Annotated in this window: 22 protein-coding genes and 1 pseudogene; 7 read left to right on the forward strand and 16 right to left on the reverse strand. The window is 52.1% G+C overall.

All coding sequences use genetic code 11. The annotated features are described in order from the left end of the window. Positions 1–13 precede the first annotated feature (13 nt). The 4 genes from rpsK (at position 14) to rplQ (ending at position 2512) form a co-directional block, all read left to right on the forward strand. Positions 14–403, forward strand: coding sequence for a 30S ribosomal protein S11 (gene rpsK / locus MN084_RS02010; protein WP_241085051.1), 390 nt, complete (start codon positions 14–16; stop codon positions 401–403). 19 nt (positions 404–422) lie between these two features. Beyond that, positions 423–1043, forward strand: a complete 621-nt coding sequence (gene rpsD / locus MN084_RS02015; protein WP_241085050.1) for a 30S ribosomal protein S4 — start codon at positions 423–425, stop codon at positions 1041–1043. Between the two features lie 23 nt (positions 1044–1066). Further along, entirely contained in the window at positions 1067–2053 is a 987-nt protein-coding gene (locus MN084_RS02020) for a DNA-directed RNA polymerase subunit alpha (RefSeq protein ID WP_241085049.1), read from the forward strand. A gap of 69 nt (positions 2054–2122) precedes the next feature. Continuing rightward, positions 2123–2512, forward strand: a complete 390-nt coding sequence (gene rplQ / locus MN084_RS02025) for a 50S ribosomal protein L17 (RefSeq protein WP_241085048.1) — start codon at positions 2123–2125, stop codon at positions 2510–2512. A gap of 251 nt (positions 2513–2763) precedes the next feature. On the opposite strand, the pseudogene MN084_RS02030 reads toward rplQ, so the two are convergent. Together MN084_RS02030 and trhA are read right to left on the reverse strand one after the other, a co-directional pair. Continuing rightward, positions 2764–3454 (reverse strand): annotated as a pseudogene (locus MN084_RS02030) (IS256 family transposase); the annotation flags it as partial. Positions 3455–3644: 190 nt separating this feature from the next. Beyond that, positions 3645–4271: a PAQR family membrane homeostasis protein TrhA gene (gene trhA, locus MN084_RS02035; protein WP_241085047.1), complete on the reverse strand. Its 627-nt coding sequence runs from the start codon at positions 4269–4271 to the stop codon at positions 3645–3647. 1070 nt (positions 4272–5341) lie between these two features. Between trhA and MN084_RS02040 the strand changes: the two genes are divergently transcribed. Both MN084_RS02040 and MN084_RS19115 read left to right on the forward strand, forming a co-directional pair. Further along, positions 5342–6427 (forward strand): 3-deoxy-7-phosphoheptulonate synthase, encoded by a 1086-nt coding sequence (locus tag MN084_RS02040; RefSeq protein ID WP_241085046.1) that lies wholly within the window; start codon positions 5342–5344, stop codon positions 6425–6427. A 305-nt stretch (positions 6428–6732) separates the two neighbouring features. After that, positions 6733–6858, forward strand: a complete 126-nt coding sequence (locus MN084_RS19115; protein ID WP_445083876.1) for a DUF2164 family protein — start codon at positions 6733–6735, stop codon at positions 6856–6858. Positions 6859–6941: 83 nt separating this feature from the next. Here MN084_RS19115 and MN084_RS02050 read toward each other — a convergent pair whose 3' ends face one another. From MN084_RS02050 to MN084_RS02115, 14 genes are all read right to left on the reverse strand, one after another. Beyond that, the gene (locus MN084_RS02050) at positions 6942–8276 is read right to left on the reverse strand and encodes a class II 3-deoxy-7-phosphoheptulonate synthase (RefSeq protein WP_241085045.1); all 1335 of its coding nucleotides are present in this window, start codon (positions 8274–8276) and stop codon (positions 6942–6944) included. Continuing rightward, positions 8273–8761: a phenylacetate--CoA ligase family protein gene (locus tag MN084_RS02055; RefSeq protein WP_241085044.1), complete on the reverse strand. Its 489-nt coding sequence runs from the start codon at positions 8759–8761 to the stop codon at positions 8273–8275. The genes MN084_RS02050 and MN084_RS02055 overlap by 4 nt, the downstream gene beginning before the upstream one ends. Further along, the gene (locus tag MN084_RS02060; RefSeq protein WP_241085043.1) at positions 8758–9207 is read right to left on the reverse strand and encodes a hotdog fold thioesterase; all 450 of its coding nucleotides are present in this window, start codon (positions 9205–9207) and stop codon (positions 8758–8760) included. The genes MN084_RS02055 and MN084_RS02060 overlap by 4 nt, the downstream gene beginning before the upstream one ends. Positions 9208–9305: 98 nt before the next feature. After that, positions 9306–9542 (reverse strand): hypothetical protein, encoded by a 237-nt coding sequence (locus MN084_RS02065; protein WP_241085042.1) that lies wholly within the window; start codon positions 9540–9542, stop codon positions 9306–9308. Next, positions 9520–9939: a CBS domain-containing protein gene (locus MN084_RS02070; RefSeq protein ID WP_241085041.1), complete on the reverse strand. Its 420-nt coding sequence runs from the start codon at positions 9937–9939 to the stop codon at positions 9520–9522. The genes MN084_RS02065 and MN084_RS02070 overlap by 23 nt, the downstream gene beginning before the upstream one ends. 56 nt (positions 9940–9995) lie before the next feature. Continuing rightward, positions 9996–10214, reverse strand: a complete 219-nt coding sequence (locus MN084_RS02075; RefSeq protein ID WP_330178287.1) for a hypothetical protein — start codon at positions 10212–10214, stop codon at positions 9996–9998. Further along, complete coding sequence (locus MN084_RS02080; protein WP_320416329.1) at positions 10190–10411, reverse strand: hypothetical protein; 222 nt, start codon at positions 10409–10411, stop codon at positions 10190–10192. The genes MN084_RS02075 and MN084_RS02080 overlap by 25 nt, the downstream gene beginning before the upstream one ends. 338 nt (positions 10412–10749) lie before the next feature. Next, positions 10750–10884: an ABC transporter substrate-binding protein gene (locus MN084_RS02085; protein WP_241085040.1), complete on the reverse strand. Its 135-nt coding sequence runs from the start codon at positions 10882–10884 to the stop codon at positions 10750–10752. An 881-nt stretch (positions 10885–11765) separates the two neighbouring features. Then, positions 11766–12614, reverse strand: a complete 849-nt coding sequence (gene rpoH / locus MN084_RS02090) for an RNA polymerase sigma factor RpoH (RefSeq protein ID WP_241085039.1) — start codon at positions 12612–12614, stop codon at positions 11766–11768. Positions 12615–12948: 334 nt separating this feature from the next. Further along, positions 12949–13845 (reverse strand): hypothetical protein, encoded by an 897-nt coding sequence (locus tag MN084_RS02095; protein WP_330178288.1) that lies wholly within the window; start codon positions 13843–13845, stop codon positions 12949–12951. Continuing rightward, positions 13793–14278 (reverse strand): hypothetical protein, encoded by a 486-nt coding sequence (locus tag MN084_RS02100; protein ID WP_330178289.1) that lies wholly within the window; start codon positions 14276–14278, stop codon positions 13793–13795. Before MN084_RS02100 ends, MN084_RS02095 begins: the two co-directional genes overlap by 53 nt. Further along, a complete protein-coding gene (locus MN084_RS02105; RefSeq protein ID WP_241085035.1) occupies positions 14223–14822 on the reverse strand; it encodes a pentapeptide repeat-containing protein in 600 nt (199 codons plus the stop codon). The genes MN084_RS02100 and MN084_RS02105 overlap by 56 nt, the downstream gene beginning before the upstream one ends. Further along, positions 14819–15061, reverse strand: coding sequence for a hypothetical protein (locus MN084_RS02110; RefSeq protein ID WP_241085034.1), 243 nt, complete (start codon positions 15059–15061; stop codon positions 14819–14821). Before MN084_RS02110 ends, MN084_RS02105 begins: the two co-directional genes overlap by 4 nt. 7 nt (positions 15062–15068) lie before the next feature. Then, the gene (locus MN084_RS02115; RefSeq protein WP_330178290.1) at positions 15069–17615 is read right to left on the reverse strand and encodes a hypothetical protein; all 2547 of its coding nucleotides are present in this window, start codon (positions 17613–17615) and stop codon (positions 15069–15071) included. A gap of 101 nt (positions 17616–17716) precedes the next feature. Here MN084_RS02115 and MN084_RS02120 point away from each other — a divergent pair, with 101 nt between their 5' ends. Beyond that, entirely contained in the window at positions 17717–17995 is a 279-nt protein-coding gene (locus MN084_RS02120) for a hypothetical protein (protein ID WP_241085032.1), read from the forward strand. Positions 17996–18118: the final 123 nt, after the last annotated feature.

Below are 18118 nucleotides of genomic sequence, written 5' to 3' on the forward strand. Positions count from 1 at the left end.
CAGGAACAAGCAAATGGCAAAACCGAGCGGCCGTTCGCGGAAGAAGGTGATGGTAAGCGTTACTGATGGTGTCGCGCACATTCATGCCTCTTTCAATAACACGATTATTACAATTTCAGATCGACAGGGTAATGTATTGTCATGGGCAACTGCAGGCGGTTCTGGCTTTCGTGGTTCGCGCAAGAGCACACCTTTTGCAGCGCAGGTTGCAGCTGATCGTGCAGGTCAAGTGGCCAAAGAGTATGGTGTGAAAAACCTGGATGTAAACGTCAAGGGCCCTGGCCCTGGTCGCGAGTCCGCTGTGCGTGCGCTGAATAACGCAGGTTTCAAAGTCACCAGCATTAGCGATGTTACGCCGATTCCACATAACGGCTGTCGTCCACCTAAAAAGCGTCGTGTCTGACCTGGAGTTATAGACGATCATGGCAAGGTATATCGGACCCACATGTAAACTCAGCCGGCGTGAAGGCACAGATCTTTATTTGAAGAGCCGTGCCCGCTCCCTGGAATCCAAATGTAACATGGAGAAGCAGCCAGGGCAGACAGATGAACGTCGCCGCCGCCTCTCTGATTACGGCGTACAGCTGCGTGAAAAGCAGAAAATGCGTCGTATGTATGGCGTCATGGAGAAGCAGTTCAGAAATTACTATAAGAGTGCTGCACTGGCTAAAGGTGCAACAGGCGATAAGCTCTTCTCCCTGCTTGAGCAGCGTCTTGACAACGTGGTTTATCGTATGGGCTTTGGTAGTACTCGCGCAGAGTCTCGTCAGTTAGTCAGTCATAAGGCGATTGAAGTCAACAGTAAATTGGTAAATGTGCCTTCTTATCATGTGCAGGCGGACGATGTTATCACCATACGTGAAAAAGCCAAGAAACAGCTGCGTATTAAAGGCGCGCTGGAACTTGCCGCACAGTACGGTTTCTCGGATTGGATCGAAGTTGATGCCAAAGCGATGAAGGGTACATTTAAACGTATCCCTGATCGTTCAGAGTTGCCAGCTGAGATCAACGAACAGTTGGTTGTCGAGCTGTACTCCAAATAAAAGACTAGATCTAAGAGGTTGAAATGCCGGAATTCATTAGCGAATTTCTAAAACCACGGCTGGTTAATGTGCAGCAGCTCTCTGAGCGGCATGCCAAAATATCACTGGAGCCGCTGGAGCGTGGCTTTGGTCATACTCTGGGTAATGCACTGCGCCGTATCCTGCTCTCATCCATAAGTGGTTGTGCAGTGGTTGAGGCCGAAATTGATGGCGTCCTGCATGAATACAGCAGCATCGAAGGTGTACATGAGGATGTGCTTGAGATCATGCTTAATCTGAAAGATCTAGCATTGGTTATGCACGTACGTGATGAGGCCACTTTGACTCTGACCAAAAGTGGTGCTGGCCCTGTTCTTGCCAGTGATATTACCCTTGATCACGATATTGAAATAGCAAACCCTGATCATATTATAGCCAACCTCACAGAGGGCAGTAGTATAAGTATGAAGCTCAAGGTGGCTAGAGGCATTGGTTATCAGCCAGCTGCTACAAGGCAATCAGCTGATACCGAAGACCATCCGATAGGGCGACTACAATTGGACGCATCATTTTCGCCGGTGCGCCGTGTCTCCTATTCTGTTGAAGCAGCCCGTGTCGAGCAGCGTACTGATCTTGATCGCCTAGTAATTGATCTGGAAACAGATGGTACCATTGATCCTGAAGAGTCGATTCGTCGCTCAGCCACAATTCTGCAGGATCAGCTGTCCACTTTTGTCAGTCTTGATGAAAACACCACAGCTGATACACTTGAAGAGCCAGAAAAGCCGGCAATTGACCCGATTCTTATACGTCCGGTTGATGATCTGGAGTTGACAGTACGTTCTGCCAACTGTTTGAAGGCCGAGAATATTTTCGTGATTGGTGACTTGATTCAGCGCACCGAGGTTGAGCTGTTGAAGACTCCTAATCTGGGTAAAAAGTCACTGACTGAAATCAAGGATGTGCTTGCCACCCGAGGTCTTTCTCTGGGTATGCGGCTGGAGAACTGGCCGCCGGAAGGCCTAGAGTAAATTGCCTGCTGAGCATAATCCAGTAAACGAATTTTTTGCTATTAACTATTTAACTAAGGAAGTCGATCCATGCGTCATCGCAAGTCAGGACGGCAACTAAACCGTAACAGCACACACCGCAAGGCCATGTTTCGAAACATGACTTGCTCACTGTTACGTCACGAGCTGATCAAAACCACACTGCCCAAGGCTAAAGAGCTGCGACGTGTCGCAGAGCCAATTTTGACCATGGGTAAGATTGATAGTGTTGCCAAGCACCGTTTGGCTTTCGATCGCCTTCGTGATGATGAGGTTGTTGGAAAGCTGTTCAATGAACTGGGGTCTCGTTACAAGGAGCGGGCTGGTGGTTACCTGCGTATCTTGAAGTGCGGTTATCGTGCTGGAGACAAGGCAGTCATGGCTTATGTTGAGCTGGTCGATCGCCCGGATTTGTCTGAAGAGGCTGTGGAAGTCGAATAGCCGGATTGCTGTAGATGTACAGAAGCCGCGAGTAATGGCCCAGTTTTTTGTTGCTAGATGAGTATCTAGTCACCCCTGAATTATTTATAACTATAATCTAAGTATAAATTAGTAAGCTATTTATGATGGAATGGTTTGCAAGGAAAGTCCTCCTTCAACATCAGAATCCTGCAAAGTATGAAACTACAAAGTCCGGATAACGGTGCTGATTTATTCCGTTCGCAACTTTCTTAGATCCTAAACCTCTCGCAAGTCTCGGGAAGCGCTGTATTGATTGCGTCTGGAAAGCCCTTCAGGCCATCGACACAGGCAATCAAAATATTCTTCACGCCGCGATTCTGGAGCTCTGTGAGTACATTGAGCCAGAACTTGGTACCCTCATTCTCTGACAGCCAGAGCCCCAACAATTCCTTGTGGCCCTCCATGTTCACGCCCAGTGCCAGATAAATTGCCTTATTGATCACTTTCTTGTCTTGCCGGATTTTTACGACAATACAATCCAGATAAATAAATGGGATAGACCGCATCTAGTGGCCTAGATTGCTATTCAATCACTTGTTCAATAACAGCGTCAGTCACTTTGGAAATCAAGGTGGCGGAGACATCAGCACCGTACATTTCTTTAACGGTCGTGACGATTTCTCGTGTTGTCATGCCCTGGGCATACAAGAAAATAATCTTGTCGTCCATGGAAGTAAATTGACGCTGGTATTTTTTAACGAGCTTGGGTTCGAAACTCCCAGCTCTGTCGCGTGGTGTATCGAGCTCGAACTGGCCGGCTTCCGTTCGGTTAGTCTTACTGGCATAGCCGTTGCGGTTATTGTCAGCTTCGGACTGCTCGTGCCTTTCAAAGCCAAGATGATCATCTAACTCAGCGTTCAGTGCCGCTTCGACCGTAATCTTGGTTAGCATCTGATGGAAGTCTTTGAGGTCGTCTTCCATCTTGATGTTTTTAGCTGCCGCATGAGCGATCGCCTATAGTTCTTTCTTGTTCATAGTGCCTATCCTCAACCATGCTTGGGTTTAATGATAGACAGTTACACAGAATTCAGGACACCCTCGATCAACCAGATACGCCGCTTTTTTCAATGCCTTTCAAACATCACTTTCAGTTATACCTCACGTTGGAGGATTATCTGACGTAACCGATAATGGAAATAAAATGGCTAATGGAGCCCAGCAACACAAACAGGTGCCAAATACCATGTGCATGGGGTAGCTTTTTCAGGTTGTCCAACAGATAAAATACAATCCCTACGGAATAGATTATGCCGCCTATGGTGAGCCACATGATGCCAGGTGTGGGCATCGAGGCACGTAAACTGGAGTATTCGAATGCGCATATCCATCCCATCAATAAATAGATAAGGATTTGTAGAACCTCAATTCGGCGACTGATCAGCAAGTCAAGCAACAAACCCAGCAGCGCCAGACTCCACACTATACTCAGCATAACCGGGCCACTGCCATCTCCCAGAGAAAGTACCATATAGGGTGTATAGGTGCCGGCGATCAGCAGATAGATCGCAACGTGATCTAGTTTTCGGAATATGCGTTTCAATTTGGGAGGATAAAAGCTGTGGTATAGGGTCGACATGGTATAAAGCACGATCAGTGTAACGCCAAATACCGTGAAGCCTATAATGGCAGCCCAATTGTTCTGTTGAATGCCTACTGTCAGCAAAGCACCAAAACCGATCAGCGCTAAAATAGTGCCGACCAAGTGGGATATGCTATTGAATTTTTCTCCGTAGTACATGCGCTGTTCCGATGGCGGTTCCACGAGCTGTGTAGAAGGTTCATTATAGGATATTGGTTACTCCAATGTCCGGTTGGGGTTTTGATTTTTATGCTATGAAGCACTGCAGGTATATAGAGCATGCTCACCGTCAGGTGTAATCTGTTGCGATCCTGCCATTAGTCTCTGTGCTAAAAGACCGAAGCAAAATAGGTATGGTTACTCGAAAAATATTATTTTTCAGCCTTATGTTTTTCGGCGCTGTTTTGCCATTGGCGCTGTGCCCATTCAGGTTCGGGAGAGCGGGGGGCTATGTTGTCGAACAGGTCGCTGAGGGTCTGGGCATTCCCTGTGGGATGGTGTTTTGAGCCCTTCAGGGCTCCTTAAAATACAACGCCTACTACCTGGAGAAGTCGGATGGGTGAGTATTTATAGAAAAATTGTGGATTGAACTTTTTTGCCGCTCCGTCCACTTTTGACAATAATTTCCGAGATAGGGGGGCGTGTCAAAGGGTGTGAGGCAGTAGCTTCGTGCCTTGGATACAATCTAGGTTTTAAGGTATTTACTTTCATCCCCGCTGGCTTGTGGGCGATGCCACTCGTCGATTATGCAATGCCATTAAGGCAAACAAACCGGAAGACCCCGGTCAAGTTTATCCTCATGAAGACCACAGACAATAGCAACAGAGACCTTTCCGAACCGATTTCCTTTGGCCAGAAGTGTGTAATCTGGCTTCTACGATTACTACTACCAGCCGAAGTAACGTAGGCTATTTTATGGCTGATCTGATTACAGATCCTGGCATATGGATTAAATGGAAAAGGCAAATGCCGGTGATCTACAATTGGATATAGTCGTAGTTGAACATTGACTCAGGGTTGCTTTATTCCGATAAGCTGACCTCTGTCGTTATTTATTGGATATGAGATCTGTATGAGGCATATCTGATACTTTCACAAATACCAGCTCCTGCTTGAAGTAACTTTCTGGCCTGTTAGGCTACACATGAGGCCTGCAGGAGCTTATCTGTCTGGAGAAAGCGGGCCAAATCCCCTATTCTTCAACCTCTTTTATTAGACTTGATGCCGATATGCTTAAAGACAACCTTAATAACACCAATGTCGCCTCCGAGCGGGTACTTATCTCTCCAGCGGACCTGAAATGTCACCTCCCTTTGTCGGAAGAGGGTGAGCAGGCAGTCTGGGCTGGGCGTCAGACCATCAAAAGGATTTTTAGTCGTGAGGATCACCGCTTTCTGGTGGTGACGGGCCCCTGTTCCATTCATGATATTGAGGCGGCCAAGGATTATGCCCTGCGACTGAAAAAGCTGCATAATGAACTGGGGGATACACTCCATATCGTCATGCGTATCTACTTCGAGAAGCATCGTACCACGGTTGGTTGGAAGGGGCTGATCAACGATCCCCAAATGGATGATTCCTTTCATATTGAAAAGGGCATTCACCGGGCGCGTGAACTGCTGATCTGGCTTGCTGAATTGAGATTGCCCGCGGCGACCGAGGCGCTGGACCCGATCAGTCCACAGTATCTTGCTGACCTTTTCTCCTGGTCGGCGATTGGCGCACGTACCACCGAGTCACAAACTCATCGTGAAATGGCTTCCGGGCTTTCAATGCCGGTAGGCATCAAAAATGGTACCGATGGCGGTCTGGAGATCGCTATCAACGCCTTGCAGTCGGTTTCTCATCCTCATAGCTTCCTGGGAATCAATCAGCGTGGTCAGGTAACTGTAATCCGTACCCGGGGCAATGTCTGTGGTCATATCATTCTGCGCGGTGGTAATGTCCAGCCTAATTATGACTCGGTGCATGTGGCGCTTTGTGAAGAGGCGCTGAAAAAGGCCGGATTGCGGGAGAACATCATGATAGATTGTAGCCATGGTAATTCCAACAAACAACCGGAATTGCAGCCTTTGGTGGCGGAAAATGTTACTAGTCAGATAGTTGAAGGGAATAACTCTATTCTGGGCATTATGCTGGAGAGTAATATCAATCCCGGAAGCCAGTCGATACCGGGCGATCTGAGTAAACTTGAGTATGGTGTTTCAGTGACCGATGCCTGTATAGATTGGGACTCCACAGAAAATCTGTTGCGGGACATGACGGCAAAGCTGAAAGATGTGCTGCCGGAGAGAGCTGCACCACAGGGGAAGTAATAGAAAATAGGGTCACTAAGAGGATGATGGTCCAAGTGAGGAATCGGTTATCGGTTAGTAATGAGCAATACTGTTGCGATACTGCCTTCTGAAAAGTACGGGTGGTGCATTTATAACCTGAATCCACCATAATTCATGAATTGATCAGAGGCTTCTTTAAAGAGAGTGGGTATTTGAGTGTCAAAGATAGATTTCTCTCAAAGAGGAAAAAGAGATCCTCATTGGTAAGGTTCAACTTTATTTCAGTGAAGAGCTAAATCAAAATATTGGCTAGTTTGATGCTGAATTTCTATTGGACTCTTTTTATGAAGAAGCTGGAGCGTATTTATAATCGTGGTTTGTCGGATGCTCAGTCCATATTAGAGAGTAGATTGGATACGATTTCTGAAGCCATATATGAAATTGAGACGCCAACACAATTCAGTGGGTGAAACACTTAACAGACGCGTCGATTAGCTTGCTCTCAAACCCATGCTTCCCATATGGATTGATGGAATCCAGAGGTGGGTGACACTCAGCCAGCCGTTTTTCTGACGATGGCCATGGCCATCTCAAGGGCCTGCTCATAATTAAGCCGAGGGTCCACCTGGGTTTTGTAGGCCCGTTTCAGCCCGGCTTCATCCAAGCCACGGGCTCCACCGATGCACTCTGTTACATCGTCGCCGGTGAGCTCGAAATGGACACCCCCGAGAATACTTCCTTCCCTATGATGAATATCGAAGGTCTGCTCCAGCTCTGAAAGGATATTGTCAAAACGGCGGGTTTTATAGCCGTTTTCGGTGGTCTCTGTATTACCGTGCATGGGATCGCATACCCAGAGCACGCATTTTCCTGTCTGCCTTACCGCATCAATCAGCTTTGGTAGACCTTCAGCGATCTTTTCTGCACCAAACCGGTGTATGAATACCAGTTTTCCTGCTTCATTGTCAGGATTGAGACGCTCAACAAGGGCCTGTATCCACTCAGTTGGCATATCGGCACCGACTTTAACGCCCACGGGGTTTTTGATGCCGCGGAAATACTCGATGTGGGCACCGTCAATTTCTGCTGTTCGGAGGCCGATCCAGGGTAGATGGGTCGAGAGGTTGTAGTACCCTGATCTGTTGGGTACCTCACGGGTCAACGCCTGTTCGTAATGCAGGTGTAGTCCTTCATGGCTGGTATTAAACCTAACCCGGTTGAGCTCACTGTTTTTAGCGCTCCCCAGGGTCTCCATGAATCTCAGTGAGTTGGAGAGGTCCTTTACCGCTTTATGGTACTCATTGGATAGTGGGGAGTGGCTGACAAAATCCAGATCCCAGTTCTCTGGGTGATGGAGATCGGCAAAGCCGCTCTCAGAGAGAGCCCTGATAAAATTCAGTGTCATGGCGGCACGGCCATAACCTCTTAATAGGCGTACCGGGTCGGGTGTTCGCGATTCGGTAGTAAAGGCGGGGCCGTTGATCAAGTCACCGCGATAGCTGGGGAGGGTGATGTTATCCAGGGTTTCAGTATCGGCAGAGCGGGGTTTTGCATACTGTCCTGCAATACGGCCGACCCGGATCACCGGTTTGTTGAGGCCATGGATCATCATCAGACTCATCTGCAGGAGGATCTTTAGTTTATTGGTGATGACCGGAGAGGTGCAGTCGCTGAAACTTTCAGCACAATCGCCACCCTGCAATAGGAAGGCATTGCCTCTCGATGCTTCGGCCAGCTGGCTTTTTAATGCATCGACCTCCCAGGAAGTGACCAGTGGAGGGAGCTGGGAAAGCTGATCCAGTATCTCGTCAAGAGCCTGTATGGAAGGGTATTTTGCCTGCTGTTTAGCCAGCTTCTCCTGCCAGGATGCGGGGTGCCAATCACTCATAATGTTGCTTCAGCCTCACGGCCGAGTTCAAAGGCTTTTTCGTTGATCTCCACCAGCTTTGGTTTCCTGGCCCGGAACCGGTCCAGAATCTCGTTTTTCAGCCGGGCACCCGGACGCAATCCAGAGCTTGCCAAGCAGCGGGCTACCAGTTGGGCCCAGGTTTGAATGTCGCGTTTTGTATAGCCTACCACCATGGGCTTGCCCGTTGTGCCGGCGGAGGCGTGGGTACGGACCACTTGGTCAGTGGGTACTGCGAAGAGGCCGAAAGGGTAGTTCTGCCGCAGATGTTCTTTCTTGGTATAGGGGAGAAGCTGAACATCCTTGATGCTCTTGATGTGGTGGGGTTTTACATCCAGTTCATCCATCGCATCCCGATAGAACTTAACCGTGTGATAACAGCGATCCACGGTGGCCCTCAGACGTTTGAGCTGCAGTGCCTCGAGATCTTCCCGGGGCATTGTTTCGGAATCGGTATGCAGAATCATCGTTTTCTCTCTGAATCATTCATCCAATCCGACATCTTGTCCGAGCGACGGAATACGGTACCGGTAAAGAGTCCAGCCAGCTTGTTGTCGCCAGTGTGAACTTCAATCGTATAGAGACCGGTGCGGCCGGTCCTGTTCTCTTCTCGTGCTTCAGCAGTCAGGCGATCTCCCTCGCGGCTGGCAGTCGGGAAGCTGATCTGTGCTGAAAGTGCGACCGACACCGTGCCGTGGGAGTTGGAGGCCACGGCAAAGGTAAAGTCGGCCAGGCTGAAGGTGACACCACCGTGGGTTATTCCCACTGAATTTAGCATATCCCCCGTAACCTGGAGTGAGGCTCTGCTGTATCCTGGGGACACTTCCTCCAGTTCAATCCCCAGCAGGCGTACGAAACGGTCCTCCGCTTCCATCCATCGGCCAATGGCTTGTGTCTGTTCCTGCTCTAGCATAAAGACCTATTCTATTCCTGTAAACGAGTGGTATCCAATAATTTTGTTGCTTTGCACAAATCCGTGCGGGGCAAGTAATTACGGTAACTCTTCTGTGATTAGGTCATATCCGCGCGGTAGCGGATAATGGCGATGTGCTTGCCTGTCTCGTCTTTGGAGACGGGTGAAGTCGCCGTGGCGATATAGCCACCGAATTCGTTTATTTTTCCCATCAGTACTCCCGGATCTCCCGTTGCATCCGGCAGGTGGATGGCGATGCGCGCGGTATTTGTCAGGGAGCAGCCTATGATATCCAGGAGGAAGTCGAGGATGTCATCCTCCGTGACCACGCCCACTAGGTGATTGTCTTGTATTACCGGGAGGCAACCAGTTTTTGTTATGCCGCATCAGATGCCCAGCCTCTTCCACCAGTGCTCCAGGGCCGCAGGAAAGCGGTTTTTTCTGCATCAACTGACCGATAGTGACCTTGGCGGTCAGATAGTTGACCTTTCCCACCGAGAGGGTGGTGGTAGCCGAAGGCTCGGATTTTGCTAGCACCTCGTGGCTGAACATGCCGACCGGGCAATTATTGCTATCCACCACCGGTAAAAAACGCCGGTTGCTATCTCGCATTATCTGAGCCGTGCGGCTCAGTTTCATATCCTCGGTCGCGGTGTCCACTTCACTCGACATAATCTGTGCAACGTACATGCTCCCGTTGCGGATTCGGCTGGCTAAATTTGGCCAGGCCATAATCTGAGTTCTCAATAACACCGCGCAGATGTTTGCGAGAAGGTATGGAGACTGATTCAGTATCCCAAATAAGCCCGTTGGACTGTTTCATCCGCAAGCAGCTCATCTGCGTCCGCCGACAGTACAACACTGCCCGTCTCCATTACATGGCCACGATTGGCGATGCTAAGGGCGGCCCGCGTATTCTGTTCTACCAGCAGGATAGTGACTCCTTTTTTATTCATCTCCCGAATTACCCGGAAAATTTCAGCTACCAGCAGCGGGGCCAGCCCCATGGAAGGTTCATCCAGCAACAACGGGCGGATCGTCCAAGCAGGGCACGACCAATCGCCAGCATCTGCTGCTGTCCCCCGGAGAGGGTGCCCACAGCCTGACGTGACTTCTCTTTCAGGACAGGAAAGATATCGTAGATTTTTGCCAGTTCCGTTCCGAGCCACCCTTTTTCCTCGTTGGCACGCGTTCTTGGTAACAATAGCCGGGCCGGAGCCAAAACCGAAATTGAGGATTGCCTGGGCATCAGTATTGCGGATTTTGGCCCGCTGAGTGGTCATGTCAGTATCTTTCTTACCGTAAGATTCATCCGCTACCACTCCAAGGCCATATTTCGGTGCAAGGGCAAGACTCTGACCACGGCCGGATTTTCCAGAACCGCCATACGGCCGGCGTGAGACATCTTGAAGGTCCATTTCTGTACCGGATCGGTAATTCTCACCGATCACTGCCAGTGAGATGAAAGGTGTTTTACTCTTCTCGACCAGAGGCATTACCGAGAAAGTAGAGCCGCCGACAATGATGTCTACCTTATCTTTCTTAAAAAAGACGCTTGGTAAAATTAACCGCCTCTTTGGCTTTGCCGCCGGTATCGTAGTGCACCAGTTCAATGGTTTTGCCGTCGACACCGCCTTTAGTGTTGATCTCGCCCACGTACATCTGCAGCGTTTTCAACTCGGGATCACCCAGGAAGGATGCGTCACCGGTAACGGCGAGAAAAGTACCGGCCTTGACAAGTGCTGCTTGCGAGAGTCTGGCTTGCGCTCAGGCAGAGTAGTGTGCTGACAGCCACTGTAGAGAAAGTTCTACGGATATTCATTATTATAGATCCTCCTTGAATCAGAAACTGCCCCGGACCCTTATGCAAAAGAGCACGAATCGGTCTGGATTTGGTTCAGTTTTCCATCATTGATTAAAGTGCTGTTTTTTCTTAACTTCGGCGAGAACTCGAGGGACTGATAAACGGGTCTGCAACAAAAATCCCGCGGCCGGGAAGGAATCTGGGTGGTGTCTGACGATGCTACTCTACTGTCGTGCAATTATCTGTGCCAAGCTTCGGGCCAAGATCTGGTGGACTGAACATTAAAAGAATTTCGCAATAGATCAAAGGGTAATGTGACGTTTATGCCAATATCTGCCTATTGCCAAGACTTTTAACGCAGAGCCGGGAGATTTCAGCCGTCAGACACCGATTCATGAATTGATCAGAGGCTCCCTCCTAGATATGAAGCCATTAGAAATGAACCGTAGAGTACACAGAGAATTTCTTTATTTTTCAAACTGTAATCTTTGCATACTTCACAGAGGATCAATGCTAAACTGGCTGCGGCATGTAATTCGGTAGGTCAGCCCGTGATGTTGGGCTATTCTGAAGTATTCGAAGAATAAATTGCTGCAAAGCCAGTTGGTTTAAGTAAAAGGTGCGCAAAGATCACCGATTGAAAAATAACAAAAGTCCTCGCGATCCTCAGCGTTTCTTTTTTAACAAATTCTGGACGGATACACCTAAGTTATATGAAGGCAGACTTGTTGCCTGCCTCCTCATAGTTTACGGATCAGGCTGCCAGTTTGCCCTTGAGCTTGGCCATGGCGGCTTTCTCGATCTGACGGATTCGCTCGGTAGATACACTATAGTGGTTGGCAAGATCGTGTAGTGTGGATTTTTTCCCTGAAAGCCAGCGGGCCTGAAGGATCGCTTTGCTGCGTTCGTCCAGACCGTCCAGAGCCGAGTAGAGCTGCTCTTTTTCGCTTGATTCACTGTCACTGTGTTCAAGCTGACTAGCCGGCTCCATGCGCATATCCGCCAGATAGGCTGCCGGTGCCACCGGTGTCTGATCGTCGTCGACAGCGGTCCCGTCAAAGGCGACGTCATAGTTGTTCAGACGGGCTTCCATCTCCAGTACGGTCTCTGGTTTGACCCCTAGATCCCTAGCCACACCCTGGACCTCTTCATTGGAGAACCAGCCCAGGCGTTTTTTCGAGCTACGCAGGTTAAAGAATAGCTTGCGCTGGGCTTTGGTAGTGGCCACTTTGACGATGCGCCAGTTGCGCAGGACAAATTCATGAATTTCCGCTTTGATCCAGTGAACAGCAAAAGAGACCAGCCTGACGCCCTTGTTCGGATCAAAGCGCTTCACGGCCTTCATCAGGCCCACGGTGCCCTCTTGAATCAGGTCGGGCAGTGCCAAGCCGTATCCGGAATATCCCTTGGCGACCCGAATGACGAAACGCAGATGGGAGAGTACCAGAACCCGGGCCGCCTCCAGATCTTCGTTGTCATGCAGACGAACAGCCAGAGAGTGCTCCTCTTCGGGACTCAGCATCGGCAACCGGTAAGCAGCGCTGATATAGGCTCCAATATTGCCGATAGGCAGGGCTATTGACATAGCGAGTTGTTTGCTCATTTATAATCCCACTTGATTCTATATTTTCATTCTAGCACTCAGGCATAGAGAGTGCTAGCCATGTTAGCGGTCACACGATGAGGGTGATGATTTTGGAAGGAGTGTCGACGTTGAGTGGGTATTGAATGGATGGGCAAAAGGGACACAGATAACACAGAGAATTTATTTGCTACGCTCAGTACTAGCCTACACAAAGAGCAGAGTTTGAGTTTTTTCTGACGTGCTATTTCACCGACATCGATGTCCTTCCGGTGGGTCAGGTATTTCTCGTAGAGAGCCCCGTGGTGGTGGCTGTCATTACGCTCTGCGCCGGTTATCGGGTGCAGAGCGGTGGTCATGCCATCTCCCAGGGTGGCGGCTCCAGGGGAAGATATCCTGCCGGTTTTTCATCCCAGCACGGGCCGATGACAAGGGGGTGCCTCTCTTGATGCCGGGTTTTTCCCTCGGGAACGGCGGCTCTGACCTCGACCATCCAGGGGTCGGTGGTGTCATAGTGCAGGGGGGCACCGGGGGGGTTGAACCAGAGACAGATGAACGGGCGGCTGTTGCCGGTGTGGTTGAGGGTCTCGGGGATAAAGAACTGATGGGCCGGTTTGATGGCGCTCAGCTCGAGCAGCTGGCGGGATTCCCCGTAGGGTCCGGTGACGGCGCGCCAGACGGGGTTGCGGTAGTGTACTCGACCCTCACAGCCCTCGCCGATGACCGCCTCCAGTCGCCCGTCGAAGAGCACCAGACTGACGCCGCGTACAGGGGGTGGCAGCAGATCGGCGCCGAGGCCGTAGTGGTTGTGGTAGTGCTCTATCCACTCATGGCGAAACGGGAGCTGGCACTGCAGGTGGTCGAACAGAGCTTCATGAAAAGGGGGATTGGCACGGGGAACCGATGTCTTGTAGTCGGCGATCAGGCGATCCTGGAGCTCAACGGCCAGGGAAAGCGGGGGATCATCGGAGAGGGCTTCGCGCTTGAGGCGTTCGGTATCGGGCAGGGGCGGACAGGCCGCCAGAGGGCTTTGCTGTCTGGCGGCGTCCCGGAGCTTTTCAGGGAGCGTGCTCTGTCCGCTTTGGAGGTGGCCGATCTTGAGTCCGGTGGCGGGGGGGAATGCACCCTGGAACCGGACGTTGTGGAGTTGGAGGTGTTGTTCCAGGCATCGATGTTTATATTGCTGTACGCAGGGCCATCTAATTAAGCGAGAGCTGGACGTTGCAAAGTTGCATTTGTCCGACCCGAACATCTTCAAAGAAAGGATCAATCAACTCACAGTTACGGACAAATAAATTGCCAATGTGCGATTTCCATAACGTCAAATCAAGAGGGTTTTGACAACCGTCTATGACCAGATTTTTGGCCGTACCTATACCCATGGATTTGGAATTACGATCAATATGCTTGATGTTTTTAAAATGGGCAAAAACTGCTTTTGACATGTTTATATGGATAGCAGAGTCCTCCACCAGCACATAGTCCGCCCGCTGTGGTCCTTGGCCTTCGAAATGGCTATTGCGGATGATCAGGCTTTTGAGTTCGCCACCCACCCCGCCGATGACGCGGCTGTTTTCGATAAGGACTTCAGTGGGATAATTAAGACTGTGGATTCCATGTGGACTAAGATCAGAATCCTTGATATGAAACTGTAGTTCTGAGTAGGCGATTACCCCATTTTCCATCGGGGGAGGTGGGAGGTAAATCCTCTCTTTTTAGTTTGACGCGCTCAAACCAGATCCGACTCTTTTTGAGACCAATCATGTCGATGTCCCATAACTCGGCATCATAAAAACGCACATCGTCCATGATGCCACCCAAAAACTTGGTGTTGCCGTGATAGACCGATTTGTCCACTGTCATTTTCACATCACGGAAGGTTACTTTATGAAAGGTGCTCTCTTTAAACTGCACACCGATCCATCGGCTGCTTTGAATAGTGACTTCTGTCAGTTGGGCATCTATCAGCCGGACGTTGCGCCAATGGAGGTTGCTCAAGGTCGCGTTCTTCAGCACCAGGCCGGTCAGCTCCAGATCTTTCAGCCGGGTATCGCTGAGCAGGTCGGGGTTTTGCTCCAGGGCTGCATTGAGGCGTTCGACATCTTGCAGCAGCGCTTTCAGTTCACTGCCGGGGGGTAGCGGGGGTGTGAGGCTCATGGCAACTCCCATAGTTGATAATAGAATAAGCAGGGTTCCAATAACGATTCGCTTATGATGTAAAATGATCATATTTTACTCTTGAGCGCGTAATCATAAACTTCGCCAAAGATACTGCGTTTGAATATATCGCCTTTAAAATCCGGCACATCGCTTCTCCCGCCTCCCTTGCGCCGGATAACCACGAGCCTGTTCTCACCCTTCCCAGACTCAGACACACTTGCGGGAAAACACCAGGGCGAGTCGTAGTCGTAATGGTTATGCAGGCGGCCGTGTTCGATCTGTTTGAGGTGGATGGAGAGGAAGTACATAAATACGTCACGCTCTGATATTTTTTCCTTGAGCTTTAAAGAATCCCCCCTTCCCCTTCAGCAACCTCATACTCCACATCGACCCCACGAACCGGCACGAGCGCCGACCGAGGCTTACTCGCTCTGTCCATTGGCTTGCTTCGCAGGCGGCCTGCTTCAGTTGGATATACCCCTGATAGCCCGCTTTGCCGCCGCTGTGCAGGTGCAGGTGGATCTCATCGAGTATCTTGCCGCCGTGTTCGCTGGCATTGATCCAGCGCTGATCGAGGCGCAGCCGGAACTGCCTGCCATCGCCTTTCAGGCCGTATTGCAGCGCCTTGTGCTCGCCTTCGTACCAGAGGTAGTCCAGCAACACCGCCATGCGCGGTCTGGTTTGTGCATCGCGCACGATGCTGACCTTGCCGATTTTGGTATCGAGCTTCAGCCCCTGAGGGGCCTCGATGCCGTAACCGGCGTACTCTCCCTCGCGGTTCTGCCGGGTGATGGGACCGCCGGAACCCGCCACCAGCAGGCAGGCGGTGCCGTCCGGGTGGGTGTAGCCATCGGGGTAGTCGCCCCGGGTGGTGATTTTGCGGGTGACATAGCCGGGCTCGCCGGTGAGCCGGTAAACCCCCGCCCGGTGGCTGTGGCCGGAGAAGGTGTAGTGGATTTTGCCGGGGAGCATGTAGGTTTCATAGAGCGCTTTGCGGTTGTCGTGGAAACTGTCTTCGTCGAGGTTATCCCGGTCCCCCGGGCCGATATCGCCCGGCGACACGTCATCGGCGTCTATTTTGCTGTTGCCGGTCGTCAGCAGGATATCGGTGGCGTAGTTAACGTAGGTGAAGTGGCTGAGCAGCAGCTTTTCTGCGGCTGGGGCTTTTTCAACGGCATTTTGCACCAGGGCCCATTGATCGTCGGTGCAGGCCTGGTTGGCCCGGGGCAAGGAGCCGCCACCGGTGGCTGTGGAGCCGGCATACTCCTCGTCGTCGCCCCAGCCGAGGCCGATCCAGGTCTGTTGCTTGCCGTGGGCGGTGACCCAGTCACGCCAGGGGGTGATCAGGTGGTGCAGCCAGCAGAGGTTGTCGGCTTTGAAGTTGTCCAGGGTGTGGTAGTGGCCGTAACCGGGACCGTAGAGCAGTGCCGCTTCGTAGATGGTTAGGCCGTGATCGGCGAGGATGCCGGCGTTGGCGCGTTGGCCGTGAAGGAACATGAACATCTCGTTCCCTCCGTTAAGGCGCGGGCTGATGCCATAGGGCATTTCGTAGGCCTCGTGGGCCGGGTCGGCGTTGATGGCGTGGTCGTAGAGGTCGCCGGTGAGCAGCAGCAGGTCGATCTCCGGGTCTTTGCCCATGGCGTCGAGCAGGCGTTTCAGGGCGGCGGCGTTGTGGTGGGACTGGGGGCCGAGTGGGGGCGAGGTGGCGGTGTCGGCGCCGGGGATGAGTTGCGCCGGGCTGTCTGGGTAGAGGGCCTGGCGGGATGAGAGGTGCAGGTTGCTGAGGTGGCCGGGGTTGAGCTTGGGTTTGTCGCTGATGTAGACAGGGTGACGGCTCTCCAGCCAGAGGCCGCTCTCTGCGGTACCCTCGCTGAAGGGGGTGCCGCCGGTGTAGCGCCCGTCGCCGGTGAGTTCGGGCTGCTTGCGCCGCCGCCGGTCGCAGGGGTTGAGGCGGCTGCGATCGATCTGCTTGCCGCCCTGCTTTTTTGCCTGACTGAAGTAGTCGGCCTGGAGGCGGTCCTGGGGTTCGTGTGAACAGCCGTGGTGTGACTCTTTATCAATGGGTGAGGGGTTCTCCTCTTCGTCGTCGGGGTAGTGCCATACCAAGTTGTAGAGACCCGGGGAGGGGGGCAGTTTATTGAGGTTGACCTGATAGAGCCGGGTGTAGCCGTGTTTCCGGTAGAAGTCGATGATGTCAGGGTGGAGTATGCCGATGCACTTGCCGTTGTTATCACTGACCGGCAGGCCGGTCTCTGAGCTGTTTTTCAGTTCGCCGCGGGGGTATAGGCGGATGTTCTCCTGGGCGGTTTGCCAGTTTTCGTAGATGCGGTCGAGGTCGGGGTGGTGTTTGTCGCTCTCACCCCAGGGTTTGAGGCGGAATTGGGCGTGCAGCCGCCGCAGGGTCATCGGGCCGATGCTTTTTGCCGGGTTGGTTTGGCGCTCGGCGTTGATCGCCTGGTGAAAGGCATCGCTCACCGCGAGGATGATCTTTAGCTGTTTTCCCTGCCCGCAGAGCAATGTCGGGGTGCCCAGGGCGGGGAAGAGGATCAGCGCCTTGTGGGCACGGGATCTGAGGGTGATATCGAGCTTGTCGCGACAGACATTGGCCTGCGCCCAGCCCAGCTCTTCGACGCGGTCGCCATCGAAGGTCACGGCCGGTGCGCCGTCGCCGGTGCGGATGGTCTGGGTGTGGTTGCGATCGGGTCCCTGGCCGGGGAAGAATTGCAGGGTCAGCTTCTTCTCCTCCGGCTGCTGGAATGTCGGGAGATACCCCTGGTAGTTGAGGGCCCCCTGTTTGCCGAATGCCTGCATGATCGCCAGCCCCGGGTAGTCGGCGAACCAGAGTTCGTCGCGGTACTGCACGCGCCAGATGGGGTCCTCCGGGATGTACTCCTGCGGCCTAGCCCGGTAGGGGGGTTGTAGAAGGGCAGTTCGTTGGGACGCTTCTGTTTGATCACCCGGCCGTGGCGCCGCAGGTAGGGTATGGCTTCGAGCAACCGGCAGGCGGGGGCGGTGTAGGTGTTGGCGGCGGGGTTGGGAATCCATTTTTTTTCGTACCAGACAAGGAGGGGTTGCTCGGGTTGTGGATTGAGGTAGGCCCATCGGCCCTGTTTCAGCCAGGCGGCGATCTCTTCGGTACTGTGGCGGTGTGGGGCATGGATCAGGAGGCCGGTGAGTGTCAGGCGGTTGATGGCCAGGTCGATGAAGGGCGCCTGTTCATACATGACGTCTTTGATCGGTAGCAGTTGGCTGTCGTGCACGGTGCGCTCCGGCTGGACGGAGGTTCGGGAAGGGGGCTGTGCCCTTGATTGACCGTCCGTTGGTGAGAATATCATTCCCGTTGACTGGTCGGAAATTACAAAGCC

It is taken from the genome of Candidatus Vondammii sp. HM_W22, assembly GCF_022530855.2.
Lineage (GTDB): Bacteria > Pseudomonadota > Gammaproteobacteria > Chromatiales > Chromatiaceae > Vondammii.

Coding starts and splice junctions, on each gene's coding strand:
- MN084_RS02100 (WP_330178289.1), bottom strand. CDS start 14,278: ATGGAAAATGGGGTAATCGCCTACTCAGAACTACAGTTTCATATCAAG.
- MN084_RS02070 (WP_241085041.1), bottom strand. CDS start 9,939: ATGGCCTGGCCAAATTTAGCCAGCCGAATCCGCAACGGGAGCATGTAC.
- MN084_RS02105 (WP_241085035.1), bottom strand. CDS start 14,822: ATGATCATTTTACATCATAAGCGAATCGTTATTGGAACCCTGCTTATT.
- MN084_RS02020 (WP_241085049.1), top strand. CDS start 1,067: ATGCCGGAATTCATTAGCGAATTTCTAAAACCACGGCTGGTTAATGTG.
- MN084_RS02095 (WP_330178288.1), bottom strand. CDS start 13,845: ATGTTCGGGTCGGACAAATGCAACTTTGCAACGTCCAGCTCTCGCTTA.
- MN084_RS02040 (WP_241085046.1), top strand. CDS start 5,342: ATGCTTAAAGACAACCTTAATAACACCAATGTCGCCTCCGAGCGGGTA.
- rpsK (WP_241085051.1), top strand. CDS start 14: ATGGCAAAACCGAGCGGCCGTTCGCGGAAGAAGGTGATGGTAAGCGTT.
- MN084_RS02055 (WP_241085044.1), bottom strand. CDS start 8,761: ATGATTCTGCATACCGATTCCGAAACAATGCCCCGGGAAGATCTCGAG.
- trhA (WP_241085047.1), bottom strand. CDS start 4,271: ATGTACTACGGAGAAAAATTCAATAGCATATCCCACTTGGTCGGCACT.
- MN084_RS02050 (WP_241085045.1), bottom strand. CDS start 8,276: ATGAGTGATTGGCACCCCGCATCCTGGCAGGAGAAGCTGGCTAAACAG.
- MN084_RS02110 (WP_241085034.1), bottom strand. CDS start 15,061: ATGTACTTCCTCTCCATCCACCTCAAACAGATCGAACACGGCCGCCTG.
- MN084_RS19115 (WP_445083876.1), top strand. CDS start 6,733: ATGAAGAAGCTGGAGCGTATTTATAATCGTGGTTTGTCGGATGCTCAG.
- rpoH (WP_241085039.1), bottom strand. CDS start 12,614: ATGAGCAAACAACTCGCTATGTCAATAGCCCTGCCTATCGGCAATATT.
- rplQ (WP_241085048.1), top strand. CDS start 2,123: ATGCGTCATCGCAAGTCAGGACGGCAACTAAACCGTAACAGCACACAC.
- MN084_RS02075 (WP_330178287.1), bottom strand. CDS start 10,214: ATGGGGCTGGCCCCGCTGCTGGTAGCTGAAATTTTCCGGGTAATTCGG.
- MN084_RS02060 (WP_241085043.1), bottom strand. CDS start 9,207: ATGCTAGAGCAGGAACAGACACAAGCCATTGGCCGATGGATGGAAGCG.
- rpsD (WP_241085050.1), top strand. CDS start 423: ATGGCAAGGTATATCGGACCCACATGTAAACTCAGCCGGCGTGAAGGC.